This is a genomic window from Paenibacillus camerounensis (genome assembly GCF_000723885.1).
In the GTDB taxonomy this organism is placed as follows: Bacteria; Bacillota; Bacilli; order Paenibacillales; family Paenibacillaceae; genus Paenibacillus_AQ; species Paenibacillus_AQ camerounensis.
This window is the reverse complement of the sequence record NZ_CCDG010000021.1, coordinates 66125-87510: the sequence shown is the minus strand read 5'-3', so window position 1 is coordinate 87510 and position 21386 is coordinate 66125. Positions and strand designations below refer to the sequence as shown.

Here is a 21386-nt window from a genome sequence, read left to right as displayed (position 1 = left end):
ATTTTCATGACCAAACAGCAACTAATCGCCTGATCCGAGGGTCAATAAAGTATAATAATATCCATCAAGGAGCTGATCCCTTTGTCCAGAACGACCCTTGGACTCGCTTTACTGCTGGCAGCCGGCCTGCTTACATACGGTCTCGTCAACGCTTCACATGAAGCGGATTACAGCCAGAACAGCCAAAACCAAAACCCTAAGGAAGCTACTGATGCCGCTTCAGCGAACATAACGCCAAAACCGTCTCCGCAAGCCGTCACTCCGCTTAAGGTATTATGGCAGGCTGATACGGAAGGCAGCGGCATATATTCGGATGATCCCCCTGTCTCGGATGGCCGATTCTACTACTCACACAATAATACGCTGCATGCCGCCAGCCTCACCTCCGGTTCAATTGCCTGGACTTTTGAGAACGCAGGAACGCCGGAAATCATCAGCGGTAACACTGTTTATACCATAAGCGGCAGCGACCACCTCGTTAAGCTGTCAGCGGACACCGGGAAGCAGCTATGGAGCACGAAAGTTGCCAAGCAGTTTATGGAAATAGGCGGACACGCCCGCTTAATTGGCAAGACCATTATTTTTGCCAATGAAAGCGGCGGTATAGCCGCCTATGACCCTGATACAGGCAACCAGCTGTGGACAAATCCGGATATCCCGATGTATGCCGGTACCATTCACGGCGGGCATAAAGGTGTGCTGATCGTGTCCAGTACTATCGATAATATCCGTTCGCAATTCTTTGGGCTGGAGCCTGCGACCGGGAAGCGGATGTGGCGCACGGAAGGCATCTTAAGTCCGGTTACCACCTATGAAGATGACCTGGTGCTGCGTGAGACAGCTGCTGAGCAGTACATTCCCGGAGACTCGCCGGTTGCCGGTCACCTCCTGACTCTTGTAAGACTGGATTCTGCGACAGGACAACTGACCAGGCAAGAACATTATCAGTCTCTGACAGATGTACAGCTCACAGAAAGCAGCTTGACCCTAATTGAACAGCCCTATGTCTATACGCTTGACAGCAAGCCGGATCAGGCAGATCGCTCACTCATTCGTTTCACCCTTGGTCAAACGGATGGCTCAGGCGTCAAAAGCTATGATGAATACGGTGTTTGGGCAGCCGGGCCTACAGATGGAATGGCTTTTTTCCGGAAAAATAATATGGTGACTGGTGTTCATCTGGCGGATGAGCGGACCGTCCCCTTCGCAGCTCCGGCGGATGGGATTACGCTGATTCAAAAGGAAGGGAATGCTGTATTCGCCAGCTATGATAATGGCAGCTTCATCATCATGGATGCCCGCACCGGAGCCGCTGTAGGCAAACTAGACACTGGTCTGTCTTACACTTACTTCAGCCATATTATCATCTCCGGCACAACCGCACTGGTGCGTTTTGAGAACATAACCTTTGCACTGGAAATGCCCGAAGCCTTGTTACAAGAATAAACAAACCAGGAGATTATAATCATGCCCTTAACTTTTGCACACCCGGCAATTCTATTACCCTTTTCCCGCAAAAGCACTTACGTTCATTTTTCCGCGATGGTCCTGGGCAGCATGTCACCGGATTTCGAATACTTTGTCAGAGGCAGGCCGGTTGCCGAGATCGGACATTCATTTACCGGATTTTTTGTATTTAATCTGCCGCTGGTTGCGGTCTTTTATCTGATCTATCACTACTTTGTGCACAAGACTTTTATGAGCCATCTGCCGCATTATCTCCAGGACACTTACACACACCGTGCAGCTGCAAATCCTGTTATCCGGGTATTCGTCTTCCTCTATTCAGCACTCTTCGGCATGCTCACGCATGTGGCCTGGGATGCTTTTACCCATAAGCAGGGGGTTATGGTGACAAAATTCCCCGGGTTCTTTAATCACATGTTCAGCGTGTACGGTCACAGCATTCCGTTATACAAATTCCTGCAGCATGGCAGTACACTGCTCGGACTCAGTCTGATCTTCATTTATCTGGTTTACAGGAGCCGTTCTAACATGCAGGAGCCTTCCAGCATATCGGTTAAGCAAAAAGCGATCTTCTGGGCGGCCGTGTGTCTCTTGGCTATCGTCATCCTATTGGTCTGGTACGTTATAGCCCCGGTATCCTTACAGAGCTACGGCGTACATGTTGTGAGAATCGTTGATGCTGCATGCTTAGGACTGCTAGGAATCTGTCTGTTTCAAAAGCTTCGCCCCGCTCAGCCGCAATAGATTGCTTCAAAACAAAAAGGGCTTCCACTGCAGGAAGTCCTTTTTGTTCTTTCTATTACAGAGCCTGTACGAAACTGCCGATTCTCTGCGCTGCCTGAATAAGCCGTCCTTCATCCTCCACCAGCGCAATCCGTACAAACCCTTCACCCTGTGCGCCAAAAGCATCCCCCGGAATAATTGCCACTCCGGTCTTTAGCAGCAGCTCCTGCGCAAACCTCCGTGACCGCCCGGTCTGACCTGCGCAAAACACCTCCGGCAGCGGTGCCCAGATAAACATCGTAGCCTTCGGGCTCGGAACGCCCCAGCCTTCCTCAGCCAGCGCCTGCACGAATACATCCCGTCTGCGTTCATAGAGCGGAGCAACCTCAAGCCGTCCATCTCCCTGCATCGCCAGCTCCAAGGCCAGCACCGCTGCCTCCTGCACCGGATTAAATACCCCGTAATCGACATTACTCTTGAGTTCACGGAGCGCACCCACTGCTTCACGGTTACCGGTCATGAAGCCGATGCGGCAGCCGGCCATGTTGAAGCTTTTGGAAAAGGAATGAAATTCAACCGCTGTATGTATCGCTCCAGGTACCTGCAGGACGCTCAGCGGACGGTAGCCGTCAAAGCCCATTTCCGAGTAGGCCAGATCATGGATGATCAGCACCTCCCATTTCAGAGCCAGCGCCACCAGCTTCTCCATGTATGCATAATCGGCCGTTACCGAAACCGGATTCCCCGGAAAGGCAAGCAGGATAAAAGCAGCCTCTCGCCACACCTCATCCGGAATGCTGTCCAGATCAGGCAGGAAATCATTCTCCGCCAGCAGCGGCAGCGGCCATGCCCTCACCCCGGCGATAGCAAGTGATCCTGAATAAATGGGATACCCCGGATCGGGCACAATTGCCAGATCACCGGGATTGCATACGGCCAAAGCCAGATGGGCCAGCCCGTCCTGTGAACCCATCAGAGACACCAGCTCCTCTTCAGGATTAACCTCCACTCCAAACCGCCAGCTCATCCACTTGGCAGCCTGCTCACGGAAGGCACTGCTGCCCTTGGAAGCCGGGTAAGAATAGCTGTCATCCCGGAGCACTGCCGCACTTAACGCTTCTCGGATTTCAGGGGCGGGCGCCTGATCCGGACTGCCTATGCCCAGATCAATAATTTCAAGACCGGAGCGGATCGCCTCCTCCTTCCACTCTGCCACCTCAGCAAAAATGGAAGAGCCTAAATGTGAAAGCTTGTCCGATCTCCATTTTTGGACAGCGCCTGATTTTCCAGTTGTCATAACTCTCCACCTGTTCGTTTTTGAATCATTATAGCATGACGGATGGAATTACAGATGAAGTCTGTTTACACTCTGGATTATAATGGTAAATAGAGCGTTCTTTAAGCCGGATTCTTGTCCGTGTGATGTAATAAAAATCGATTTAAAGTAAAACAGCGTATAATTTATGTTATACGCTGTTTTTTCGGCCTAAAATGGACAGCTTTTTCACCTGAAATAACGAATTCCGAGCTGACAGCACCCTATAATATAATCTCACCAAAATGGAAAGTAACCTTTACATTTTCCGTTTTTAATGCTATGTTAATGATGGAAAGCATGCTTTCCATCTGTCACAGTGAGGTGATTATTTGAAAAACAGGCTTGAGGAAATACGCAAACAGCACGGTATTAAGCAGGAAGAGCTTGCAGCTGCCTTGGAAGTATCCAGACAGACAATAGGCTCGCTCGAAAACGGAAGATACAACCCTTCCATCATTTTGGCTTTTAAAATCGCCCGTTATTTTAACCTGTCCGTTGAGGAGATTTTTATCTACGAGGAGGAACAGAAATGAGAAGATCACGAGCTTTCTACGGAATATTGCTATTCATGGGGATCTGCGCGGTTGCGGCGAGCTTCTTTTTTAACAATGAGGAATTCAAGGCGGTCTCAGGTGTGTTGATCGGAATCGGGGCAGGCAGTGCGGGGGTTAGTATATCTAATCTGTTAATGATCCGTGCAGCACGCAAGAACCCTGAGCTAGACAAACAAGCGCGCATCGATTATAACGACGAACGGAATACGGTGATCCGCAACCGCGCCAAAGCCAAAGCTGCAGACATCACACAATGGCTGATCATGGCGATCGCCTATGTTACTATCCTTATTTCAGCCCCGTTATGGGTGACCCTCGCTGTAGTGGTTGTATTTCTGATCTACCATTTCATGAGTCACTATCTGATCGTTCAATACCAGAAAAGCATGTAAACGGAGCAGCGCCAGCCTGCAATATAGCTATAATCTGCGGCTGGCGCTGTCTATGAACTAGCAGTTACTATCATTAACTCCACAGCCTCACAACTTCAACCAGCTCAACCCCGTCGAACTCCAGTCTGTATACATCGGGCTTGGACAAGCCCAGCAGGAAATCCAGATCATATTTTGAATCAAAAGCATTCATAATTAAGACCATCACAGCACCGTGGGTGCCTATAGCTATCTTTTTCCCCTTATGCTCCTGTAACAGCTCTTTGACCACAGTCATCGCCCGGCCCTGACAATCCGCATTCGATTCGCCGCCCGGTAATGAATAATCGGGGTCTATAAAAGACTTCTCCAATAAAGGGACCAACACCTCATCAGGCAGGCGCTTGTCTTCATTCAGAAAAATCCTTTCCTTAAGCTCTTCATACAATAGTATTTCCTTGCCGCTGGCTTGAGCCAAATGCTCAATGGTTAGGACCGCTCTTTGATACGGGCTTGATACAAACACCTCGATCTCTTCCCGCTTCAGCAAATCAGTTACCCGGAATACATCCGCTTTCCCCTTCCCCGTCAGCCCTCTGGTTCTTTCGTTGCCTTCATTCTTTGGTGAATCACCGTGCCTTACCATGTAGATGAAAGTATGCATAGCTGCCTCCTGTAATCGTTATACCGAATGATTATGAATATACAGCCTTCACACTATATTAGTAATAACTGGTATGTCAATATGAAAAGTACTAGTCAGATCAGGACAGGCATAGGATAGGGTATAACGAGTGAAGGTGGGAATACTCATGTCCAAGAACAAACGCGGTAAAGCACTCTGGCGGATGCCGTCCCGCAGCAGAGGAACCTGTCCAATCTGCGGCAGTACACGGATCAAGCTGCTCTATATCGGCAAAAAAGCGGACGGCGGCAAGCTGGATGTCTGCAAAAAGTGTGACGGCAAGCAGGCGGTCTAGCTCGCTGTCCCGGCTTAGCACGGTCTGTTTCCAGCACTCATAGTGAAGGGGAGCACCGTTTGGTACGGGGCTCCCCTTTTTTATCTAAGCTAATCCAATGTTCCGTATTCCCTTAAACTGATGAACTAATTTTCTGCCAGCCGATCCATGACTATATGCAAAATAAAGAGCCCACACCGTAAAAACGGCATGAGCCCCAGCCCGTTATCATGAAAACCGGTTTAGGTCTGGCCCACCCAATCTGCACCAGCCATACTCCGCCAAAGGCTGCGGATCTCCTCGTACTGCTCTGCAGGCAAAGCGCCCCCGCTTAACAGTGCCGCATTCTGCTGCCAGCGTTCAGGCTTGGTAGTACCGACAATGGCTGTATGCACTCCTGGTGTACTGAGCGTGAAACGCAGCGCCGTCCCAACTGCTTTTTGCGGGTCCGCTAAAAAACCGTAGGTCAATTCACGCAGCCGTTTCCAGTAAATATAAGAATAATCACTCTCATCCACGCTTTCGGACATCCAGGCGGCATTGGCGATCGGGCGTTTCGCAGTTACGCCTATATTCCTTTTGACTGCTTCGCCCAATGTCAGGTCAATAGCCTCCTGATCTGCTATGTTGACCGAGATTTGCAGGCTGTCAAACACGCCGGTCTGCACTGCATAGAGTGCATCCTTGCGGTCACCGCTGTAGCCGATATAACGTGTTTTGCCTGCTTCTTTAGCCCGCTGCAGCACTTCAATCACGCCTCCGTCACGCAGCACCTCTTCCCGGCAGCTGTGCAGGTGTATCATATCCACGTAGTCAGTCTGCAGGCGCTTGAGGCTGCGGTCAATACTCTTTTCCAGCATAGCCAGGTCCCAATCCGGATATTCCAGACCTGCGGAATGACCGCATTTGGTAAACAGATAATAGTCACTGCGGCGCGAGCCGAGTGCCTTACCGATAAGCTCCTCGCTGTCTCCGTAGCATTCAGCCGTATCAATCAGATTGAGCCCTGCATCCACTGCGCTTCCCAGCAGACGGTCTACCGTCTGCTGGCCAGAACCGCGGATTTCCGAGCCGCCGAAGCCCAGCACACTAACTTCCATATCCGTATTGCCGTATTTTCGTTTTTCCATCCTGGCTGCCTCCTGTTATCCTTCGTTATGATTTCGGGAACGCCTGTGAACTCGCATATCTTATACTCTATACCCTCTGCCGCAAAAAGAAAACGTTAGCTCTCCACGCTTCCCTCCGGAAAGCTTGATTTAATCCACAGCTTCGAAATATCGAGAAATCCAAACGAGCCGGTATGCAGACCGAACAGGCTCTGATTATGCTGGGCTCTTTTGTTCAGATGGCACCCGTAAAGCACCCAGGCATTATCACGTAAAAGATCCTCCGTCTGCTGCAGCATACTGCTTCTGCTCTTGTCATCCAGCTCCATGAATGAGCTGACCTTCTGTGTAATCACGGCCAGCTGGCTATCCAGCAGGAGTCCATGCAGATGGTTAGACCTGTTAACAAAGTAATTGATCATTCCCCACTGCCAGTCATCCTCAAGCACCTCTTCAGAAAATACAAAATCCGCCCGGCTGATGATCTCTTCCAGCTGAAAATCCTTGTATTCCAGCAGCTTGAAGGCTATACCTGCTGAAGCTCCGCGGCGCTGCAGCCATTCGGCCTCATCGCGTTCATCCTTTTTGCTGGTATACGCCAAGGTTATATATTCACCGTTATAGCCGCTTAACTTAAGCTGCTTCTTAATAGCATCTGGAGAAGGTTCGCTGAAGTTGGCCTGACGGCTCAGCCAGGGCAAAAAACTCGCTGCCGGGGTAATCCGGTTCCCGCCAAGCTCCTTCTTCAAGGACAGCGGATGATATAAGAGTCTCATAGCCTGACGGAATGGCCGGTTGTGCTGCAGGCCCTTTTTGCGGAAATTGGTGAGGAGATACCTGCATCCCAGCGCCGGATAATCGATGCTGTTATTGATGCAAGCGGCTGAGGAAGGACGGACCTCCCCCGCTTCCGGCAGCTGATACTGGCGTACGCTGGCCCATTGATCCGGCAATGTCCAGATCTCCACCCGGTCCAGCAGCGGACGTATACCGTAGTACTCATCGAAGGCCGCAAGTTCAACCACATCACCGCTCAGCCTGGTTACCCGGTATGGACCGGTTCCGGCCGGGCTAAGCGGATTAAACTCCAGATCATATGGAACAATGGACATATAGATGGAGCTTAATGTATGCAGAAAAAAACGGTTCGGGCGTGACAGGTCAAAACGGATCCGGTGATCACCAAGCAGCTCTATACCCGCAATATTCTGGAAATGCCATATCGCCGGACTATCCAATTCCTTGAGCCTCATCAGTGTGTGCTTAACATCTGTGGAGGTCATAACCCGTCCGTGATGGAAGCGGACGCCTTTACGCAGATAGAACACGTAGCTGGTGCACGCTTCGTTAACTTCCCACATATGAGCAAGCGCAGGCATAAAGCTATCGCTGGACGCTTCGTAGGTTATAAGTGTGCTGTAAATTTGACCAAGTAAAAAAGCTTCAAAAGCGGTGTAGACAGAGGCCGTATCCAGCGCAAGCACATGCCGGTTGCTGATAATCCGCAGAATATCAAGCCCTGTGGTGCTCTCTGCTTCACTATGGTAGCCCATTTGCTTATTCAGGACGGCCAGCAGCCTTTCCTTCAGCGGACCTTGAACTTCCGGAAGGCCGATTAGCTCTATTCCCTGCTTGACCTTCCCTTTGCCCATCAGTCCCTGCAGCTGCTCTTCCAGCACCTCTTCCATGCTGCGCAGAAAAGTGATTGTAGAGAAATGGCCCCTGCCTCTGCCCGGCTGCCAGAGTATCAATCCCTCCTCTTCCAGCCGGCGCAGTATAAATTTAACGTTGCGCGGTGTGCAGCACAGCACCTCAGCCAGTGCATCAATACTTGCCGGAAGCGGCTCCAGCAGCCTGTAAGGACTGCCAGAACCGGCTGCTATCCGCAGATAATGCGAGATATGATTATCCATCCTGATCGCTCCTATAAAGGTGAAAGGGAGTGTGTAAACCTTACACTTTTATTTCCCCCTTTTTACATTACAATTATACATGACACCGCCTGGAATGGCAGTCCCTCAAAATTCATTCAGCAGATTAGGAGATTCACCGACTTATGAAACAGCGTCTACAGCATATCCATCCATTAGCCTGGACCATTATTATCGGGACCATGTTCGGCCGGCTGGTTACCTCGATGAGTATTCCTTTCTTATCCATCTATCTGACCCAGGTGCTTGGGGCTTCCCCGACCCAGACTGGCTTCACGGTAGCCGTCAGCTCTCTGGCCGGAGTGATGATCAGCTTCTACGGCGGTTATATCTCTGATGTAATCGGCCGCAAAATCGTCATGCTCGTCTCAGTCTTCGGCTGGGCCTGCGTCTTCTTCGGCTTTGCCGCCGCCCAGCATTTATGGGTATTTTTCCTCGTTAATACCTTGAACGGGATCTGCCGTGCGGTATTCGAGCCAACCTCCCGGGCCATGCTATCGGATATTACTCCGCCGGAGCATAAGCTGCTTGTGTTCAATCTCAGATATGCGGCAGTTAACCTTGGTGTTGTGTTCGGGCCTATTATCGGCCTTCAGCTTGGCTCTGCTGAATCGACCTTTCCCTTTGTTATCGCGGGGATTGTCTATATCGCCTACGGGCTGGTATTGTTCATGCAATTTCGGATTCACCATTCAACCCTGCCTGAACGTCCGGCGGCTAAGGCTCCTAAGCTCCGTGCCGCGCTGGCTGTTACCGGTCGTGACCGCGTCTTTCTGCCGGTGCTGCTGGGTACCATTTTCTGTGTGCTCGGCTACGGACATTTCAGCTCAACGCTGGCGCAATACCTGGCAATGAATCCGCATTTCACCGACGGCGGCAAGGTGTTCTCTTATATGCTGTCGCTGAATGCTGTTACGGTGCTGGTTGTCCAATATCCGATAGTCCGCACAGCAAGCCGGTTTTCGCCGATTGTGCCGCTGATTCTCGGTAATATCTGTGTTGCCCTCAGTATGCTGCTGTTCGGTGCCGCAGGCGGGATCGGGCTGATGATGGCCGGCGTCATTCTGTTCACCATCGGAGAGGTACTGCTGTTCACTATGATGGACATGCTGATAGACCGGATTGCCAAACCAGAATGGAAAGGAACCTATTTCGGAACAATCGGCTTCAACGGGCTCGGCGGTGTTATGGCCCCCATCCTTGGCGGCCTGCTGCTGGATCAGTTCGGCGCCTCAAGCGGTCCCGCTGTCTTTGTGCCGCTTGCGCTGACTACAGCCCTCGGTCTGCCGTTCCTCATTCTTGCCCATAGAAGGCTCAAAGCCAGAGACCTGTCAGAAGCCAAAAGCTGCTTGTAGCATAAGCAGTCAAAGCAGCTGTATCTCATATAAACAGCGGCAGCCGTGGACCATCAGGTCCTGAGCTGCCGCTGTTTTATTGTAATTAATCATTCGATATCCGTCTAAGACTCCAATGCCTTGCCGCATTTCGGGCAGAACTGGTAAGCCGTATTCGTCACCTTGCTGCCGCAATAAGGGCAGTAACTTGAGCCGTGCTCACTATTATCATCCTGGAATTCACGGCTGTGAGAAGCGGGACCTGCAGATTTTTGAAGAAAACGGTCCAGAGGGTCCGGTTCTTCATTAGCTTCTGTGATGTCCAGCAGCGACATCCGGTTCTCGCCCGTTGCATTCTTAAAATGATAAATTGCCTGCCCGATAGCCAACCCGACAAAAATGATGCCGAACGCTGCAAAAAATATCGGTGCCCCCATCTGTATAGCCATAATCGTCCAAAAGATTCCGAATACTCCCACGGCACTCAATGAATAATTTTACCTATGCAGGGTAGGAGAATCAATCATTCTATGAGAAAAGTTTAAACCCAGCAATAAAGTTAACATAATAATTAATATGTTAATTCATTATGAACACATCTCATTATTACAAATCAAATATATAGCTTTTGCAAAAGCAGACTTTTCTCTCTGATATATTCTCTCAGCACTACCGGCTGCAGAACCTCTACATTAGTAGGCAAAGCCATCACTTTGTCACACGCCTGCTCATAGCTATACATGTTAACAGTCAGGATCTGAGCCTCCTGTTCAGCTGCAACACTCAACAATTCCAGCCTGCTAACGGCTTCAGGACAAGGCTGGTTCAACCGGATAACCACCGGATAGTATTCCTCTGCCCTGCGGTTATGCTTAAATATATTCTCACGGCTGCTCCAGTACGCCTCCAATGAAAAATCAGCAGGAATGTCATAGTCCTCCTCAAGCAGCTCAGCCCCTGTAATCCGTTCACATTTAAAAGTACGCAGATCCTCAGCCGATTCACAAAAGCCGACCAGATACCATTCCCCTTGCTTTACAACAAGTCCATACGGCTGCAGCGTACGGCTGGATACCGCTCCATTAACCTTACTGTATTCAATTCTGATTTTGAGAGAACGCCACAGTGCTGACCGCAGCCTTTCCAGACAGGGAATTGCCGGACGTTCGTTCCACCAAGGCGTAGGATCAAAATGAAAAACACTCTTCGCCTTGCGGATATCGGCCTGATAGGCTTCGGGCAAGGTCTTCTCCAGTTTGAGCAGGGCATTCTTGAGCTGTAAGCCCGATTCTCCCTGCTGCCCTGTATGGAACCCCATTCCCGTTAAATACAAATGGACCACCTCATCGCCATTCAATTGGCGCAGATTAAGCGTGTAACCCTCCATCAGGGAGATCCCGCCGTTCGGACCGGTTGTAGTCACCATTGGAAGTCCGGCTTCCGCCAGAATATCTATATCCCGGTAAATAGAACGGGCTGACGTCTCTAGTGCGGCCGCGAGCTCACTGGCCTTCATTTTCCCGCGGGATTCAATCAGCAATAGAATTGCTATTAAACGGTGAACACGCATCGCTAACCGGCCTCCTTCATTTCTTTTTACGCCCACCGGATTATTCTTGCCAAACAGTTGTCAACAATCGTAGTTTATTATGAAATGTATCAGACATAAGGAGCTGTTGTAAATGAACATTGGTATATTAGGCACCGGATTCGGAGCTTACCACGCAGGTATTTTAAGCAAATTAGAGAAGGTTAACCGTGTGGTCCTCTTCGGACGGAATGAAGAAAAGCTGCTGAAGCTCAAAAAAGAATTAGACATTGAAATCTCTACTTCTCTGGATGAAGTAATTAACGATCCCGGAATAGATATTATTGATATCTGCCTTCCATCGGAACTACATAAGCAGTATACCCTGCTGGCACTGCAAGCCGGAAAGCATGTATTCTGTGAAACGCCGGTATGCCTCACTATGGAAGATGCTATCGCCATGAAACAAGCCGAAGCACAATCAGCTAAAAGAGTATTCGTCAACCAGTTCATCAAATTTGATCCTGCATACCGGTACCTATATGAGTCTTTGCAGCAGGAGAAATACGGCCGGCTTCTAAAGGTAAGTTTATCCCGGGAAACGCCGCCATTATGGGGAGATCTGGGCCTCGATAAGATTACAGTTAGCCTGATGATCCATGAGCTTGATTTTATAACCTGGACACTAAAGGATGCTGCTTTAATAAGCGTCTGGGGTACAGTGGGTTCACACACCGGCCAATCTCTGGTTCAGGCAGCCTTTGATACACCGCAGATCAATGCTCAGGTTATCGCAGCCTCCTTAATGCCCTCAGCTTATCCTTTTAAGGTCGGTTATGAGGCTTACTTTGAGCAGGGCAAGCTTGAATTTCATGAAAAAGATGATATGCGGGGTGGCGTAGATACAGCACTCTATGAATACAGCAGCTCTGGAAGACAAGAGGTCGTTCTCGACAAGGTCAACCCATATGAGGAAAGTCTGCGTTATGCGCTGAATTGCTTCAAGGACGGTACAGAGTCTATACTTTCGCTGGATCATGCGCTGTCTGCTCTTAACACTGCACTTGAGCTAAAAAAACGGCTCACAGCGTTGGTTCATTAACCTCATATAAGATTTTATATGTTATACGCTATCATTAATCCTTATATTTCTCGCAGGAACGGTTACCGCCTTCTCTGAAGGTCGGCATAGCCGTTTCTACTTGTGTTTTTTGTATTTAGGGAGGTTGTATGTGTGTTTCAGCAATGTGTATCAAGGGGGGATATATTTTGGGCTTTCTATTATGAATTTTTCATATGTTGAAATAATATTAAAAAGATGCAGGGGGGATGTGGCGAAGTGAAAATAGCAACAGTTAACATACTTATTGTTATGTTAACTGTTGCTGATTAATTGATTAATTATTAGTTTTCAGTTTCCCGCTACAACTGCAACAAAACAAAGTTAACATAACTATAGCTATGTTAACCTGTTAGGGTTGCTCCCCTCTTCTTTTCCCGAAAAATGAGCTTGAACAGCGGCGGTACGGCAAAAAAGATAAAAAAGGTCCGGAACAGCTGGTAACCAGCCACCGTCGGCAAATCCGCCCCTACCTCATGGGCGATCAGACTCATCTGGTCCATTCCCCCCGGTGCCAGGCTAAGTATTGCCGTAGATACGGAGACAGCATCAATATATGCAAACCCCAGACTCATCAGATAAGCACCGCCGATCAGCACAACGCTGCTGCCGATAGCCAGTGACAATGTAAGCAGCTTATTGTTCAGCTTGCGCGGATCGAGCAGCATGCCCACAAACACCCCTATCATAAGCTGGGCAGCATTCAGCAGGATTGCGGGCAGTACAGGTCCTTGCAGTCCGCTGATCTGCAGACCCGAGGTAATTAGCGCCGGACCAAGCAGATAGGCTGTCGGAAATCTTACCTTTTGTCCGGCAATTGCACAGAAGGTACAGGCGGCGGCGAAGATCAGGAAATTCGAATCTATACCCGTCCAGCCGGCTGTGAGCTCCATACCAACAGGGACTACTGACCCGATTCCTGAACTGTTTCCTACAAGCGGACTAAATATCAGCAGCGGTACCCCGATAATAATCATCATCAGGCGGACCACCTGGATCACAGTCACAACAGTCAGATTAACGTTCTCGGATTCTTCCGCCAGCACAATCATCTGTGTCAATCCGCCTGGTATGCTTCCGAGCAGGATTGTCTTGTAATTCATACCGGATATTCTGGAGACAATGACGGCAATTCCTGCACAAAAAAGCAGCAGCAGCCCCGTCATCAGGAGCATTGATGGCAGCTGTCCCGCCATTTCCCTCAATGCCGGCGCGGTTAATGAAAGGCCGATGGTATAGCCGACGATAATCATTCCCGTGTTCCTGAGCGGACTAGGCCAGGTATAATATTGCTTGCGCAGATTAGATCCAATCAAGGTTGCGATCATCGGACCGAGCAGCCATGGAACCGGCAGGTTCAGGATCATGAATATCCCCCCGCCTGCGAGTGCAGTCATCAGTGTGATTGCGAGCTTAAGCGGATCTGGTACATCTGTTGCTGATTTCATCTAAACCTCTTTTCCTGCTTCCGTTCAGAGTTAACGTCTCATCGTTATTTTTTGGCTCCGGCAGCATTTACTGTGCTGAAGTACTGGCTCGGATTCCCCTGCCGCGGGTTAAAGCGCTCTTTGAAATCCCCGCTCGTGTATTCGCCGATTACCCTGTGCCAGAAGTTGCGGGCCGGTGTATTCGCGCGGATCTGCGAGACCTTCCAGTCTCCGGGGAACATGTCAAACAGCCTGTGTGCTGCCCATGTTCCTACTCCGCTGCGGCGGTACTTCTGCATAACAAAAAATTCAGTCATATAAAATTGCCCTTCCGGGTCCCGCAGCAGACGGTCCACCAGTGCAAAGCCGGCGATATTCCCGTCTACAGTAAACAGATAAGCAAATTTATTGTTACCGCTGCTCCAGTATGCTTCAAGGCCCGGATACGCCGGGAAATTGCCTTCACGGTCCACCTGAATGTCCAGATAGCGGGTAAAATCATAAAGATAAAACTGCATCAGCTTGCTGATCATTTCTTTCTGCTCCTTGGGAACCAGCTCGATTCCAAGTTCCATTGGGCTCACCTCTGTGCTTAACGTTTTAATACACATCATATAACTTTATGATAAAATAGACAAACCCACGTAACATACAGCCCTATTTCCAATAAAATTGCAAACTCAGAAAAAGGTGATTGTCATCAGCATTCAAAAAAACAGTGACCGCAAGCATCTGGATCAGCGTGTAGTTCACATGCCCTGGTATGTCCAGCAGTTCATTGACTTTAAACGTCCGGATCTGTCCCCCTCCACCCTGCTGGAGTATATCCGGGATTATGAATCCTTTTTCGGCTGGCTCCGGGCGGAGGGTCTGTCCGCTGCGGAGAGTAATGCCAGCATTACCCTACTGGAACTAGAAACGCTTCATATGGACAGCATTGTCGGCTACCGCCTGTATCTGACTACCCGCGCCGAGAGTGCCAACTCCCGGGTTACGGTCTCCCGTAAGCTGTCTGCCCTGCGCTCCCTATTCCATTATTTGAGCCAGATTGCCGAGGATGAGAACTTCTATCCGCTGCTGAAGCGCAATATTATGGCCAAAGTCGAAATCAAACGCATCCATAAGCCTAAGGACACCGCCGCCAAGCTTAAAGGCAAAATCCTTGAGGAGGAGGAGCTGCTGGAGTTCGTCGGCTATATTTATGAAGGCTACGGACAAGATGTGGAGGCTAACAAGCAGGCCTATTATTCCTTCCAGCAAAACCGGGAACGGGATGCTTGTATTGCAAGCCTGATCCTTAATTCAGGACTGCGGGTATCTGAGGTTGTTAATCTGAATATCGACGATGTGGATGTAAACAACAAGCTGCTCTATGTATACCGTAAAGGTAATAACGATGAAACCTTCAAGACTCCGGTGTATTTCCGCGAGCAGGCCAAAGACGATCTGGCCCAGTATCTGAGCCTCCGCCAGGCCCGTTACAAAACACCAAAACGTGAAAAAGCGCTTTTCATTGCACTACCCAACGGCAGTAAGGAAGGCAAGCGCATGACTAAGCGGGCGATTCAAGAGATGATTATCAAATACGCCAAACGTTTCGGCAAGCCTTATCTCACCGTCCATAAGCTGCGCCATTCGTTCGCTACCGACTACTATTTGCAGAACGATATCTACAAGACTAAAGAACAGCTTGGACATGCCTCAACCGAAACGACTGAGGTCTATGCCCACCTGACAGATAAAACGATGTCTGAAGCGATCGAACGGCGCCAGGACAGCTGAGCCTGTCACTATAATGGCATTATTACCTATCTATCATTAATCATTAGTTATATTGCTGGAGGGAAATTCGTTGTTTGAAAATGAAGAGTTAACAAACTGTTCCGCCGGAGAAAAGCGGCTCAGTCTGCGCACGGATTGTGAACAATGCTTCGGATTATGCTGTGCTGCCCTGCCCTTTGCCCAGTCATCCGATTTCGCAATGGATAAAGCGGCCGGTCAGCCCTGCCACAACCTGAAAGAGGATTTCCGCTGCGGAATTCATACCCGGCTAAGAGAGTCTGGTATGCGCGGCTGCACCGTATATGACTGCTTCGGCGCAGGACAAAAAGTATCGCTGACCACTTATGGCGGAGTTGACTGGCGTAAGGCCCCTTTCACTGCCGGCCAGATGTTCGAGGTCTTCCCGGTAATGCGCCAGCTTCACGAATTGCTGTGGTACATAGCTGAGGCGCTTGCCAGGCCGGCCGCAGAGCCCGTTCATGCCGCACTGGCTGCTGCATGGGACCGGACAGAGCAGCTTACCTTGCTTGACCCGGAATCACTGCTCTCGCTTGATATCCCTGTACACCGGCAGGAGGTTAATGAACTGCTGATAAAGGCAAGCGAGCTTACAAGAGAGGCTGCCCGGAGAGAGCTACAGCCGGCGCCTAAGCGTCAGAAAACCTACGGGCGCGGCGCTGACCTGATCGGAGCGCGGCTCAAAGGAGCCGATCTGCGCGGGGTCAGCCTGCGCGGAGCCTGGCTGATCGCCGCCGACCTTAGCGGATCAGATCTCCGGGCAGCGGATCTGATCGGAGCCGATTTCCGCGATGCCAATATCTGCGGCGCTGATCTTACCGGCAGTCTGTTCCTGACCCAGTTTCAGGTGAATGCCGCCAAGGGGGACGGGGCTACGAAGCTTCCCGGATCTTTGGTCCGGCCTGAGCATTGGGCTGGCATGAAGGCACATTAGCCTCTGGTCCAATGTTATCATCCTTTTATCCTTATATTTAGCCAGGCTTAATCGGCCGGCTCAACTACTATACGGTCGCCCTTACTGGGCGGCCGGGAAGTAACCAGAAATTCGACGTCGTTACCAGATTTATTTAACATTTGGTGCGCAACAAGCGGCGGGACCTCTTTTCCCTCCTGGGGCTTTAAGGTATATTCAACGCCATCCACTTCCAGTGTAGCCGTACCGGACAGTATAAAGAAAAACTGCCGGGATTTCTCATGATAATGCCTTACTTCTACTGTATCCGCCGGCATCCGCTCGTGGATGATACTAAGCTTATCATCGTTGACTAAATACCATCCGTCACATCCCTCTCCCCATACGTAGTGCTCTGCATTTTGCTTGCTGATTGTCACTCGTGCAATCCTCCTTCTTATTCCCTAACCAGGGGCCTGGAACCGCCCTTCCTTTATACAGGTGTTAAATAGCTGCTGATCAGCAGCAGCAGTTGATTTTCCGTAAATCTATTGTGAATTTTTCATATGTTGAAATTTTAAAAATCAGATCGTTGATTGTATAAAAAGTCAGCAATGCCCGAAATATCATTGATTTCAAAAATCCGTTCACGCTGCCGTTGAGCTGCTGCACAGACACACGGGATCATTTGTTCCCATGCCGCTATTGCGGCAATATTACGGGTCTGCTGCAGTAATTCAAGGTCGTCATGCTGTCTTATCAGCACTATTTTCGGGTATGCTTCCTGCTTGAAGCCTTCCACCAGAACGTAATCATAGCCGGAAAAACCCGCAATCAGCTCCTGCAGGCTGCTGCCCTGCTCTTCAATAACAGATGTGCGTGCTGTGCTCGTAATGGCAACCGCCATCGCACCGGCTTGTCTATGCTTCCAGGTATCTGTATCGCGATGATCCATGTCATAATCATGGCCGTCATGCTTAATGACAGCTACACGCTTTCCCTCCTGACTTAGTAATGGGATAAGCGCACAGACCAAGGAGGTTTTCCCGCTATTTTTGTAGCCGACAATTTGCCAGACAACCGGTTTATTCAAGCTCTCAGTATCTCTGTTCCCCGCTGCCTGCAAGGAAGAGGTTCTACTCACCTGTATTCCCCGAACGCGCCGGTTGAGATTCTGCTGCAGGTGCTGCCCTCCGCCATTAATGTTATTTTTCCTGCGCCGCAATCGTACCTCCCCCTCTCATTCCTGCCCGCGGAGTTCACCCGGAAGCTTCAATACCTTCACTTTATCCCCGGTCTTCAAACCGCGTACTTCGGGCGGAACAACGATCAGGCAGTCGCTGTCCTTAATGGTAACCATAACAGAGGACTCATCGATAGTTGCCGGATAGGCCTGGACAACCCCGTCGTGGACTGCCAGCCTGGCCCGTACAAACCGGGTATAATTGTTCACTCTGCTATAATCTGTACCCATAACGGCAGTCCATTCCGGAAGCAAAGGCCGGGTCAATCCCAGCATCAGCGAGATGACTGGCCGGGCAAACAGATGGAACCCAACAAAGCTTGCTCCGGGATTCCCGGACAGAGCGAGCAGCAGCTTCCCCCCGCGTACAGCTGCGGTCGTAACACTTCCCGGACGCATGGTAACCTTATTGAACAGCATTTCGCTGCTTTTTTCACGCACCAGGTCACCCATAATATCATAGTCGCCGACAGAGACTCCCCCGGATGTGATAACCAAATCATGGGTCTCAAGCGCCATCTGCACCCTGCTGCGCGCCAGCTCCAGATCATCGGCAATCGCCCCCAGCATAACCGCCTCTCCGCCGGCCTCTCTGACCAGTGCCTCCAGCATAGGCGAATTGCTGTTACGGATCTTACCGGGCTGCAGCGGTTCATCCACCTCCAGCAGCTCCGATCCCGTCGCAAACACAGCCACTTTCGGACGCCTGTGAACTGAAACCAGAGGCACGCCGAAGGCAGCAAGCACGGCGATATCCCCGGCCGAGATGCAACGTCCTGCCGGAAGGACCTGCTCGCTTTCTTTTAATTCAAAACCCAGAGGTGTAATATTGCTGCCCGCCTGCTGTGGTTTGCGGAGACCTACATACACTTGGCCGTCCATTTCTTTGGTTTCGGTGATCTCAACCATTACAACGGTATCTGCGCCCTCCGGCACCTGGGCTCCGGTCATAATCCGCGCTGCCGTACCGGATGTTATCACTGCTGAAGGCACTGAGCCGCACGGGATATTATCCACGACCGCAAGCCATACCGGCTGCTCCGTATTACAGTTTGCAGTATCAGCAGCTATAACTGCATACCCGTCCATACCCGAACGGTTAAACGCCGGAAACGGATGCGGCGCAGTAAGCGGCTCTGCCAGTACACGCCCGCAGCTCTGGCTTAGCGGTACTTCCTCTGAACCGAGAGGCCTGGCATATTGCATGACCCGTGCCTGGGCTTCCTGTACCTGCAGTGCTTTACGCTGGAACTTCTGATCCTTTTTATCCCGGTGTCTGTCCATGACTACCTCCGTTATTCCTGATGTTTTTCTCACACTATATTAACATGGGACGGTAAAAAGTTGAATTTACAGCTATAAAAGCACAAAAAGGACGCCTTGCGGAACCGCATAGGCATCCTCACTTCTTTAATCGGCTGTGTAAGCTTACGTTGCCCGGATGACCCGGACATCGGCCGGGATAATTTTCTCCCCGTCGTAGAGCATAAAACGTCCGTTCTGCCACTCCACCCGCAGCAGCCTGTAATCATCTGACTGGTACTGCCAGACATGCTGGGTTCCGCCGTTCATATAAGGAGTCTGGCCGGTAACCGCAGCGTAGCCTTCGTATTCTTCCTCCAGATGAAAGGTGTATCCGTCCAGCTCCAGCGTTGCCGGCACCTCTGCCGGATTGTCCAGACGCCCGTCAATCGGCTGATAGAGCGCGTATTGCAGCTGTTCCCGCTCTTCAACATGCAGATAGGCAATCCGGCTGCCGTCCCGCAGTGTCAGCACGACGGCATTACGTCCGGTGGTCTTCGTCCGGCCGGTTACCTCGTAGGTAACCAGAGATACTTCACAGATATCTCCGGGGGCGAGATTCAGCATGCTTTTGGGCGCTTCCGGTGCCGGAGGCTTGGAGAAGAGATTGCCGATTCTTTTCCAGATGCTCAAATTCCATCATCCTTTAATAAGTGGTTTAATGATTGTGAAGCTTACAAATTCCGCATTATCCGCGGATAAACGCAGTAATGATTAGAGCCCCGTTCACGTGAAGAAAGCCTGCCAGCAGACCGTATCCGATTTTGCCCAGACGCGTTCCGTGATCAAGGTCGATTTTGCCCCATTTCCCGAGCAGCAGCTCAACGGCCTTTTCTACAATAAACAGCAGACAGAAGGATACGACGGATACGATTAGTGCATCTCCCAGGCTGCTCGATGAAGCAAGAGAGCAAGACAGAATATAACCCTGCGCCAGCAGCTTCAGCAGAAAACGGGCCGTAACTGCCATATTACCTGCTTTCATTTCTTCCAGATCGTTATAACGGGTAAACAGCGAATCCACGTACATCAGCACAAATAGCAGCACTGCGCCGCTCACCGTCCACACAACCATGGACACCAGCGTATGGAAATCCATTTCATTAGCCCCCGCTTGTTCATTTTACCTGTCCGCTACAGCAAGCATAGATAAGGCGAAGGAGATCCTGCTTCCGTCTCTCCTCCGCCTGCTGTAACCGGCTCAGGACCGGCTTATCTTATGTTACTGCTTGTCGTACTGCTTCATCAGCGCTGCGAGCTCGTCTTCTACAGCCTGATCCTTGCCAAGCTTCTCGAACTCATCGTCCAGCGATTTCGTGCCTGAATTCATCTCGTTGCTGGCTTCAGCCTGCGCTTCAGCAGCTAGCATCTTCTCTTCCATCCGCTTCAGGCCGGCTGATGCCGAATCAGAGCTGAATCCGCTCATTGCTTTGTTAATTTCGGTCTGGGCCTTGGCTGCATTATAACGGGCAACCAGCGTCTCGCGTTTGTTCTTCATCTGGGTAAGCTGCTTGCGCATTTCATCCAGCTTGGCACGCAGGTTGTCCGCAGAAGCCTTATTCTGATCAAAGCTTGCCTTGTATTCCACCAGCTTCGCTTCAGCCGATTTCTTCTCTTCCAGCGCTCTGCGGGCCAGATCAACGTTACCGGCCTGGGCTGCGGTGTGAGCCTGCTGATTACGCTTGGCAACAAGGGCTTCCTGCTCTTCGTACAGCTGTTTGAATTTCTTCTCAATCGCGATCTGGGCGGCTACCGCCTTCTCTGCATCCTCAAGATCCTCTGTCATATCACGGATATACTGGTCGGTCATTTTGATTGGATCTTCTGCTTTGTCAATAATGGCATTCACATTGGACATGGTCAAATCACGCAAACGTTTAAATATAGACATGGTTCATTCCTCCAAAATAAAAGTTAACTGCTCACTTGGTATTCTTTTACGCAGGGAGTGCCAGTATCGTTTCATTTTTGTTGCGCCAAATATTGATCCACTTTATTATTAACCGTCCGGACGACTTGCATGATGCCTTCTTTACTCAAATGATCATAGTGAATGCCCATCACAACCGTTACCGTGCAGTTCAGCGCAGCGGCAGCTCTGCGGGCGATATCCTCACTGATCGTATGTTCCTTATGATGGGGAACGGCTGTTGTCCCCGCGCTCACTGCCCCCCCGTCGATGAAGGCTGTGCTTGCAGCGCCGATATGGCGGACACCGCCTGTAATGAGCAGCAGCAGGTCGGCTCCGGCTTGAATGGCTGACAGCTCAATATCATCAAACTCCTGTGTCTCAGGCGGCAACTGTGCT

Annotated in this window: 24 protein-coding genes; 9 read left to right on the top strand and 15 right to left on the bottom strand. The window is 50.4% G+C overall.

The window, feature by feature from the left end:
- Positions 1-81 precede the first annotated feature (81 nt).
- Positions 82-1446 carry an outer membrane protein assembly factor BamB family protein gene (locus BN3772_RS08325; protein WP_042198647.1) on the top strand — a complete coding sequence of 455 codons (1365 nt, stop codon included), beginning with the start codon at positions 82-84 and terminating at the stop codon, positions 1444-1446.
- A gap of 21 nt (positions 1447-1467) precedes the next feature.
- Positions 1468-2211, top strand: coding sequence for a DUF4184 family protein (locus BN3772_RS08320; RefSeq protein WP_042198644.1), 744 nt, complete (start codon positions 1468-1470; stop codon positions 2209-2211).
- Between the two features lie 55 nt (positions 2212-2266).
- On the opposite strand, the gene BN3772_RS08315 is transcribed toward BN3772_RS08320, so the two are convergent.
- Positions 2267-3487 carry an aminotransferase class I/II-fold pyridoxal phosphate-dependent enzyme gene (locus BN3772_RS08315; protein ID WP_042198641.1) on the bottom strand — a complete coding sequence of 407 codons (1221 nt, stop codon included), beginning with the start codon at positions 3485-3487 and terminating at the stop codon, positions 2267-2269.
- Positions 3488-3837: 350 nt separating this feature from the next.
- Between BN3772_RS08315 and BN3772_RS08310 the strand changes: the two genes are divergently transcribed.
- On the top strand, positions 3838-4041 hold the full coding sequence (locus tag BN3772_RS08310) for a helix-turn-helix transcriptional regulator (RefSeq protein WP_039873665.1): 204 nt from the start codon (positions 3838-3840) through the stop codon (positions 4039-4041).
- The gene (locus BN3772_RS08305) at positions 4038-4454 is read left to right on the top strand and encodes a hypothetical protein (protein ID WP_042198639.1); all 417 of its coding nucleotides are present in this window, start codon (positions 4038-4040) and stop codon (positions 4452-4454) included. The genes BN3772_RS08310 and BN3772_RS08305 overlap by 4 nt, the downstream gene beginning before the upstream one ends.
- A gap of 73 nt (positions 4455-4527) precedes the next feature.
- Here BN3772_RS08305 and BN3772_RS08300 read toward each other — a convergent pair whose 3' ends face one another.
- On the bottom strand, positions 4528-5097 hold the full coding sequence (locus BN3772_RS08300; RefSeq protein WP_042198637.1) for a histidine phosphatase family protein: 570 nt from the start codon (positions 5095-5097) through the stop codon (positions 4528-4530).
- Positions 5098-5245: 148 nt separating this feature from the next.
- Between BN3772_RS08300 and BN3772_RS30875 the strand changes: the two genes are divergently transcribed.
- The gene (locus tag BN3772_RS30875) at positions 5246-5413 is read left to right on the top strand and encodes a hypothetical protein (RefSeq protein ID WP_167336658.1); all 168 of its coding nucleotides are present in this window, start codon (positions 5246-5248) and stop codon (positions 5411-5413) included.
- Between the two features lie 221 nt (positions 5414-5634).
- On the opposite strand, the gene BN3772_RS08295 is transcribed toward BN3772_RS30875, so the two are convergent.
- Positions 5635-6522, bottom strand: coding sequence for an aldo/keto reductase (locus tag BN3772_RS08295; RefSeq protein ID WP_042198635.1), 888 nt, complete (start codon positions 6520-6522; stop codon positions 5635-5637).
- A gap of 95 nt (positions 6523-6617) precedes the next feature.
- The gene (locus BN3772_RS08290) at positions 6618-8414 is read right to left on the bottom strand and encodes an ABC transporter substrate-binding protein (RefSeq protein ID WP_052380422.1); all 1797 of its coding nucleotides are present in this window, start codon (positions 8412-8414) and stop codon (positions 6618-6620) included.
- Between the two features lie 143 nt (positions 8415-8557).
- On the opposite strand from BN3772_RS08290, the gene BN3772_RS08285 reads away from it, so the two are divergent.
- On the top strand, positions 8558-9787 hold the full coding sequence (locus tag BN3772_RS08285; RefSeq protein ID WP_042198633.1) for an MDR family MFS transporter: 1230 nt from the start codon (positions 8558-8560) through the stop codon (positions 9785-9787).
- A 104-nt stretch (positions 9788-9891) separates the two neighbouring features.
- Here the strand turns inward: BN3772_RS08285 and BN3772_RS08280 are convergent, their stop codons facing one another.
- Together BN3772_RS08280 and BN3772_RS08275 are read right to left on the bottom strand one after the other, a co-directional pair.
- Positions 9892-10245 carry a zinc ribbon domain-containing protein gene (locus BN3772_RS08280; protein WP_244444709.1) on the bottom strand — a complete coding sequence of 118 codons (354 nt, stop codon included), beginning with the start codon at positions 10243-10245 and terminating at the stop codon, positions 9892-9894.
- 134 nt (positions 10246-10379) lie between these two features.
- On the bottom strand, positions 10380-11336 hold the full coding sequence (locus BN3772_RS08275) for a helix-turn-helix transcriptional regulator (RefSeq protein ID WP_042198627.1): 957 nt from the start codon (positions 11334-11336) through the stop codon (positions 10380-10382).
- Between the two features lie 112 nt (positions 11337-11448).
- On the opposite strand from BN3772_RS08275, the gene BN3772_RS08270 reads away from it, so the two are divergent.
- Positions 11449-12396 (top strand): Gfo/Idh/MocA family protein, encoded by a 948-nt coding sequence (locus BN3772_RS08270; protein ID WP_042198625.1) that lies wholly within the window; start codon positions 11449-11451, stop codon positions 12394-12396.
- A 362-nt stretch (positions 12397-12758) separates the two neighbouring features.
- Here the strand turns inward: BN3772_RS08270 and BN3772_RS08265 are convergent, their stop codons facing one another.
- A complete protein-coding gene (locus BN3772_RS08265) occupies positions 12759-13862 on the bottom strand; it encodes an AbrB family transcriptional regulator (protein ID WP_042198623.1) in 1104 nt (367 codons plus the stop codon).
- Between the two features lie 44 nt (positions 13863-13906).
- Positions 13907-14416, bottom strand: coding sequence for a GNAT family N-acetyltransferase (locus tag BN3772_RS08260; RefSeq protein WP_042198621.1), 510 nt, complete (start codon positions 14414-14416; stop codon positions 13907-13909).
- A 124-nt stretch (positions 14417-14540) separates the two neighbouring features.
- Here BN3772_RS08260 and xerS point away from each other — a divergent pair, with 124 nt between their 5' ends.
- The gene (gene xerS / locus BN3772_RS08255) at positions 14541-15623 is read left to right on the top strand and encodes a tyrosine recombinase XerS (protein ID WP_042198970.1); all 1083 of its coding nucleotides are present in this window, start codon (positions 14541-14543) and stop codon (positions 15621-15623) included.
- Positions 15624-15693: 70 nt separating this feature from the next.
- Positions 15694-16575, top strand: coding sequence for a pentapeptide repeat-containing protein (locus BN3772_RS08250; RefSeq protein WP_042198619.1), 882 nt, complete (start codon positions 15694-15696; stop codon positions 16573-16575).
- Positions 16576-16622: 47 nt separating this feature from the next.
- Here BN3772_RS08250 and BN3772_RS08245 read toward each other — a convergent pair whose 3' ends face one another.
- The 7 genes from BN3772_RS08245 to lpdD all read right to left on the bottom strand — a co-directional run bounded on the left by BN3772_RS08245 (position 16623) and on the right by lpdD (position 21379).
- Complete coding sequence (locus BN3772_RS08245) at positions 16623-16973, bottom strand: cupin domain-containing protein (protein ID WP_042198617.1); 351 nt, start codon at positions 16971-16973, stop codon at positions 16623-16625.
- 137 nt (positions 16974-17110) lie between these two features.
- Entirely contained in the window at positions 17111-17626 is a 516-nt protein-coding gene (mobB, locus tag BN3772_RS08240; protein ID WP_042198968.1) for a molybdopterin-guanine dinucleotide biosynthesis protein B, read from the bottom strand.
- A gap of 147 nt (positions 17627-17773) precedes the next feature.
- Positions 17774-19060 (bottom strand): molybdopterin molybdotransferase MoeA, encoded by a 1287-nt coding sequence (locus BN3772_RS08235; protein ID WP_042198615.1) that lies wholly within the window; start codon positions 19058-19060, stop codon positions 17774-17776.
- Between the two features lie 144 nt (positions 19061-19204).
- Positions 19205-19711 carry a DUF4178 domain-containing protein gene (locus tag BN3772_RS08230; protein WP_042177245.1) on the bottom strand — a complete coding sequence of 169 codons (507 nt, stop codon included), beginning with the start codon at positions 19709-19711 and terminating at the stop codon, positions 19205-19207.
- Between the two features lie 55 nt (positions 19712-19766).
- On the bottom strand, positions 19767-20177 hold the full coding sequence (locus tag BN3772_RS08225; protein ID WP_042198613.1) for a DUF350 domain-containing protein: 411 nt from the start codon (positions 20175-20177) through the stop codon (positions 19767-19769).
- A gap of 123 nt (positions 20178-20300) precedes the next feature.
- Positions 20301-20969 carry a PspA/IM30 family protein gene (locus BN3772_RS08220; protein ID WP_039873692.1) on the bottom strand — a complete coding sequence of 223 codons (669 nt, stop codon included), beginning with the start codon at positions 20967-20969 and terminating at the stop codon, positions 20301-20303.
- A 71-nt stretch (positions 20970-21040) separates the two neighbouring features.
- Positions 21041-21379, bottom strand: a complete 339-nt coding sequence (gene lpdD, locus BN3772_RS08215; RefSeq protein WP_052380420.1) for a prenylated flavin chaperone LpdD — start codon at positions 21377-21379, stop codon at positions 21041-21043.
- Positions 21380-21386 lie beyond the last annotated feature (7 nt).

What these genes read in the sequence shown, in the direction of transcription:
- BN3772_RS08220 (WP_039873692.1), bottom strand. Translation starts at nt 20,969, where the DNA reads ATGTCTATATTTAAACGTTTGCGTGATTTGACCATGTCCAATGTGAAT.
- BN3772_RS08315 (WP_042198641.1), bottom strand. Translation starts at nt 3,487, where the DNA reads ATGACAACTGGAAAATCAGGCGCTGTCCAAAAATGGAGATCGGACAAG.
- BN3772_RS08290 (WP_052380422.1), bottom strand. Translation starts at nt 8,414, where the DNA reads ATGGATAATCATATCTCGCATTATCTGCGGATAGCAGCCGGTTCTGGC.
- BN3772_RS08235 (WP_042198615.1), bottom strand. Translation starts at nt 19,060, where the DNA reads ATGGACAGACACCGGGATAAAAAGGATCAGAAGTTCCAGCGTAAAGCA.
- BN3772_RS08225 (WP_042198613.1), bottom strand. Translation starts at nt 20,177, where the DNA reads ATGGATTTCCATACGCTGGTGTCCATGGTTGTGTGGACGGTGAGCGGC.
- BN3772_RS08275 (WP_042198627.1), bottom strand. Translation starts at nt 11,336, where the DNA reads ATGCGTGTTCACCGTTTAATAGCAATTCTATTGCTGATTGAATCCCGC.
- BN3772_RS08320 (WP_042198644.1), top strand. Translation starts at nt 1,468, where the DNA reads ATGCCCTTAACTTTTGCACACCCGGCAATTCTATTACCCTTTTCCCGC.
- BN3772_RS08260 (WP_042198621.1), bottom strand. Translation starts at nt 14,416, where the DNA reads ATGGAACTTGGAATCGAGCTGGTTCCCAAGGAGCAGAAAGAAATGATC.
- BN3772_RS08270 (WP_042198625.1), top strand. Translation starts at nt 11,449, where the DNA reads ATGAACATTGGTATATTAGGCACCGGATTCGGAGCTTACCACGCAGGT.
- BN3772_RS08285 (WP_042198633.1), top strand. Translation starts at nt 8,558, where the DNA reads ATGAAACAGCGTCTACAGCATATCCATCCATTAGCCTGGACCATTATT.
- BN3772_RS08300 (WP_042198637.1), bottom strand. Translation starts at nt 5,097, where the DNA reads ATGCATACTTTCATCTACATGGTAAGGCACGGTGATTCACCAAAGAAT.
- BN3772_RS30875 (WP_167336658.1), top strand. Translation starts at nt 5,246, where the DNA reads ATGTCCAAGAACAAACGCGGTAAAGCACTCTGGCGGATGCCGTCCCGC.
- BN3772_RS08295 (WP_042198635.1), bottom strand. Translation starts at nt 6,522, where the DNA reads ATGGAAAAACGAAAATACGGCAATACGGATATGGAAGTTAGTGTGCTG.
- BN3772_RS08305 (WP_042198639.1), top strand. Translation starts at nt 4,038, where the DNA reads ATGAGAAGATCACGAGCTTTCTACGGAATATTGCTATTCATGGGGATC.
- BN3772_RS08265 (WP_042198623.1), bottom strand. Translation starts at nt 13,862, where the DNA reads ATGAAATCAGCAACAGATGTACCAGATCCGCTTAAGCTCGCAATCACA.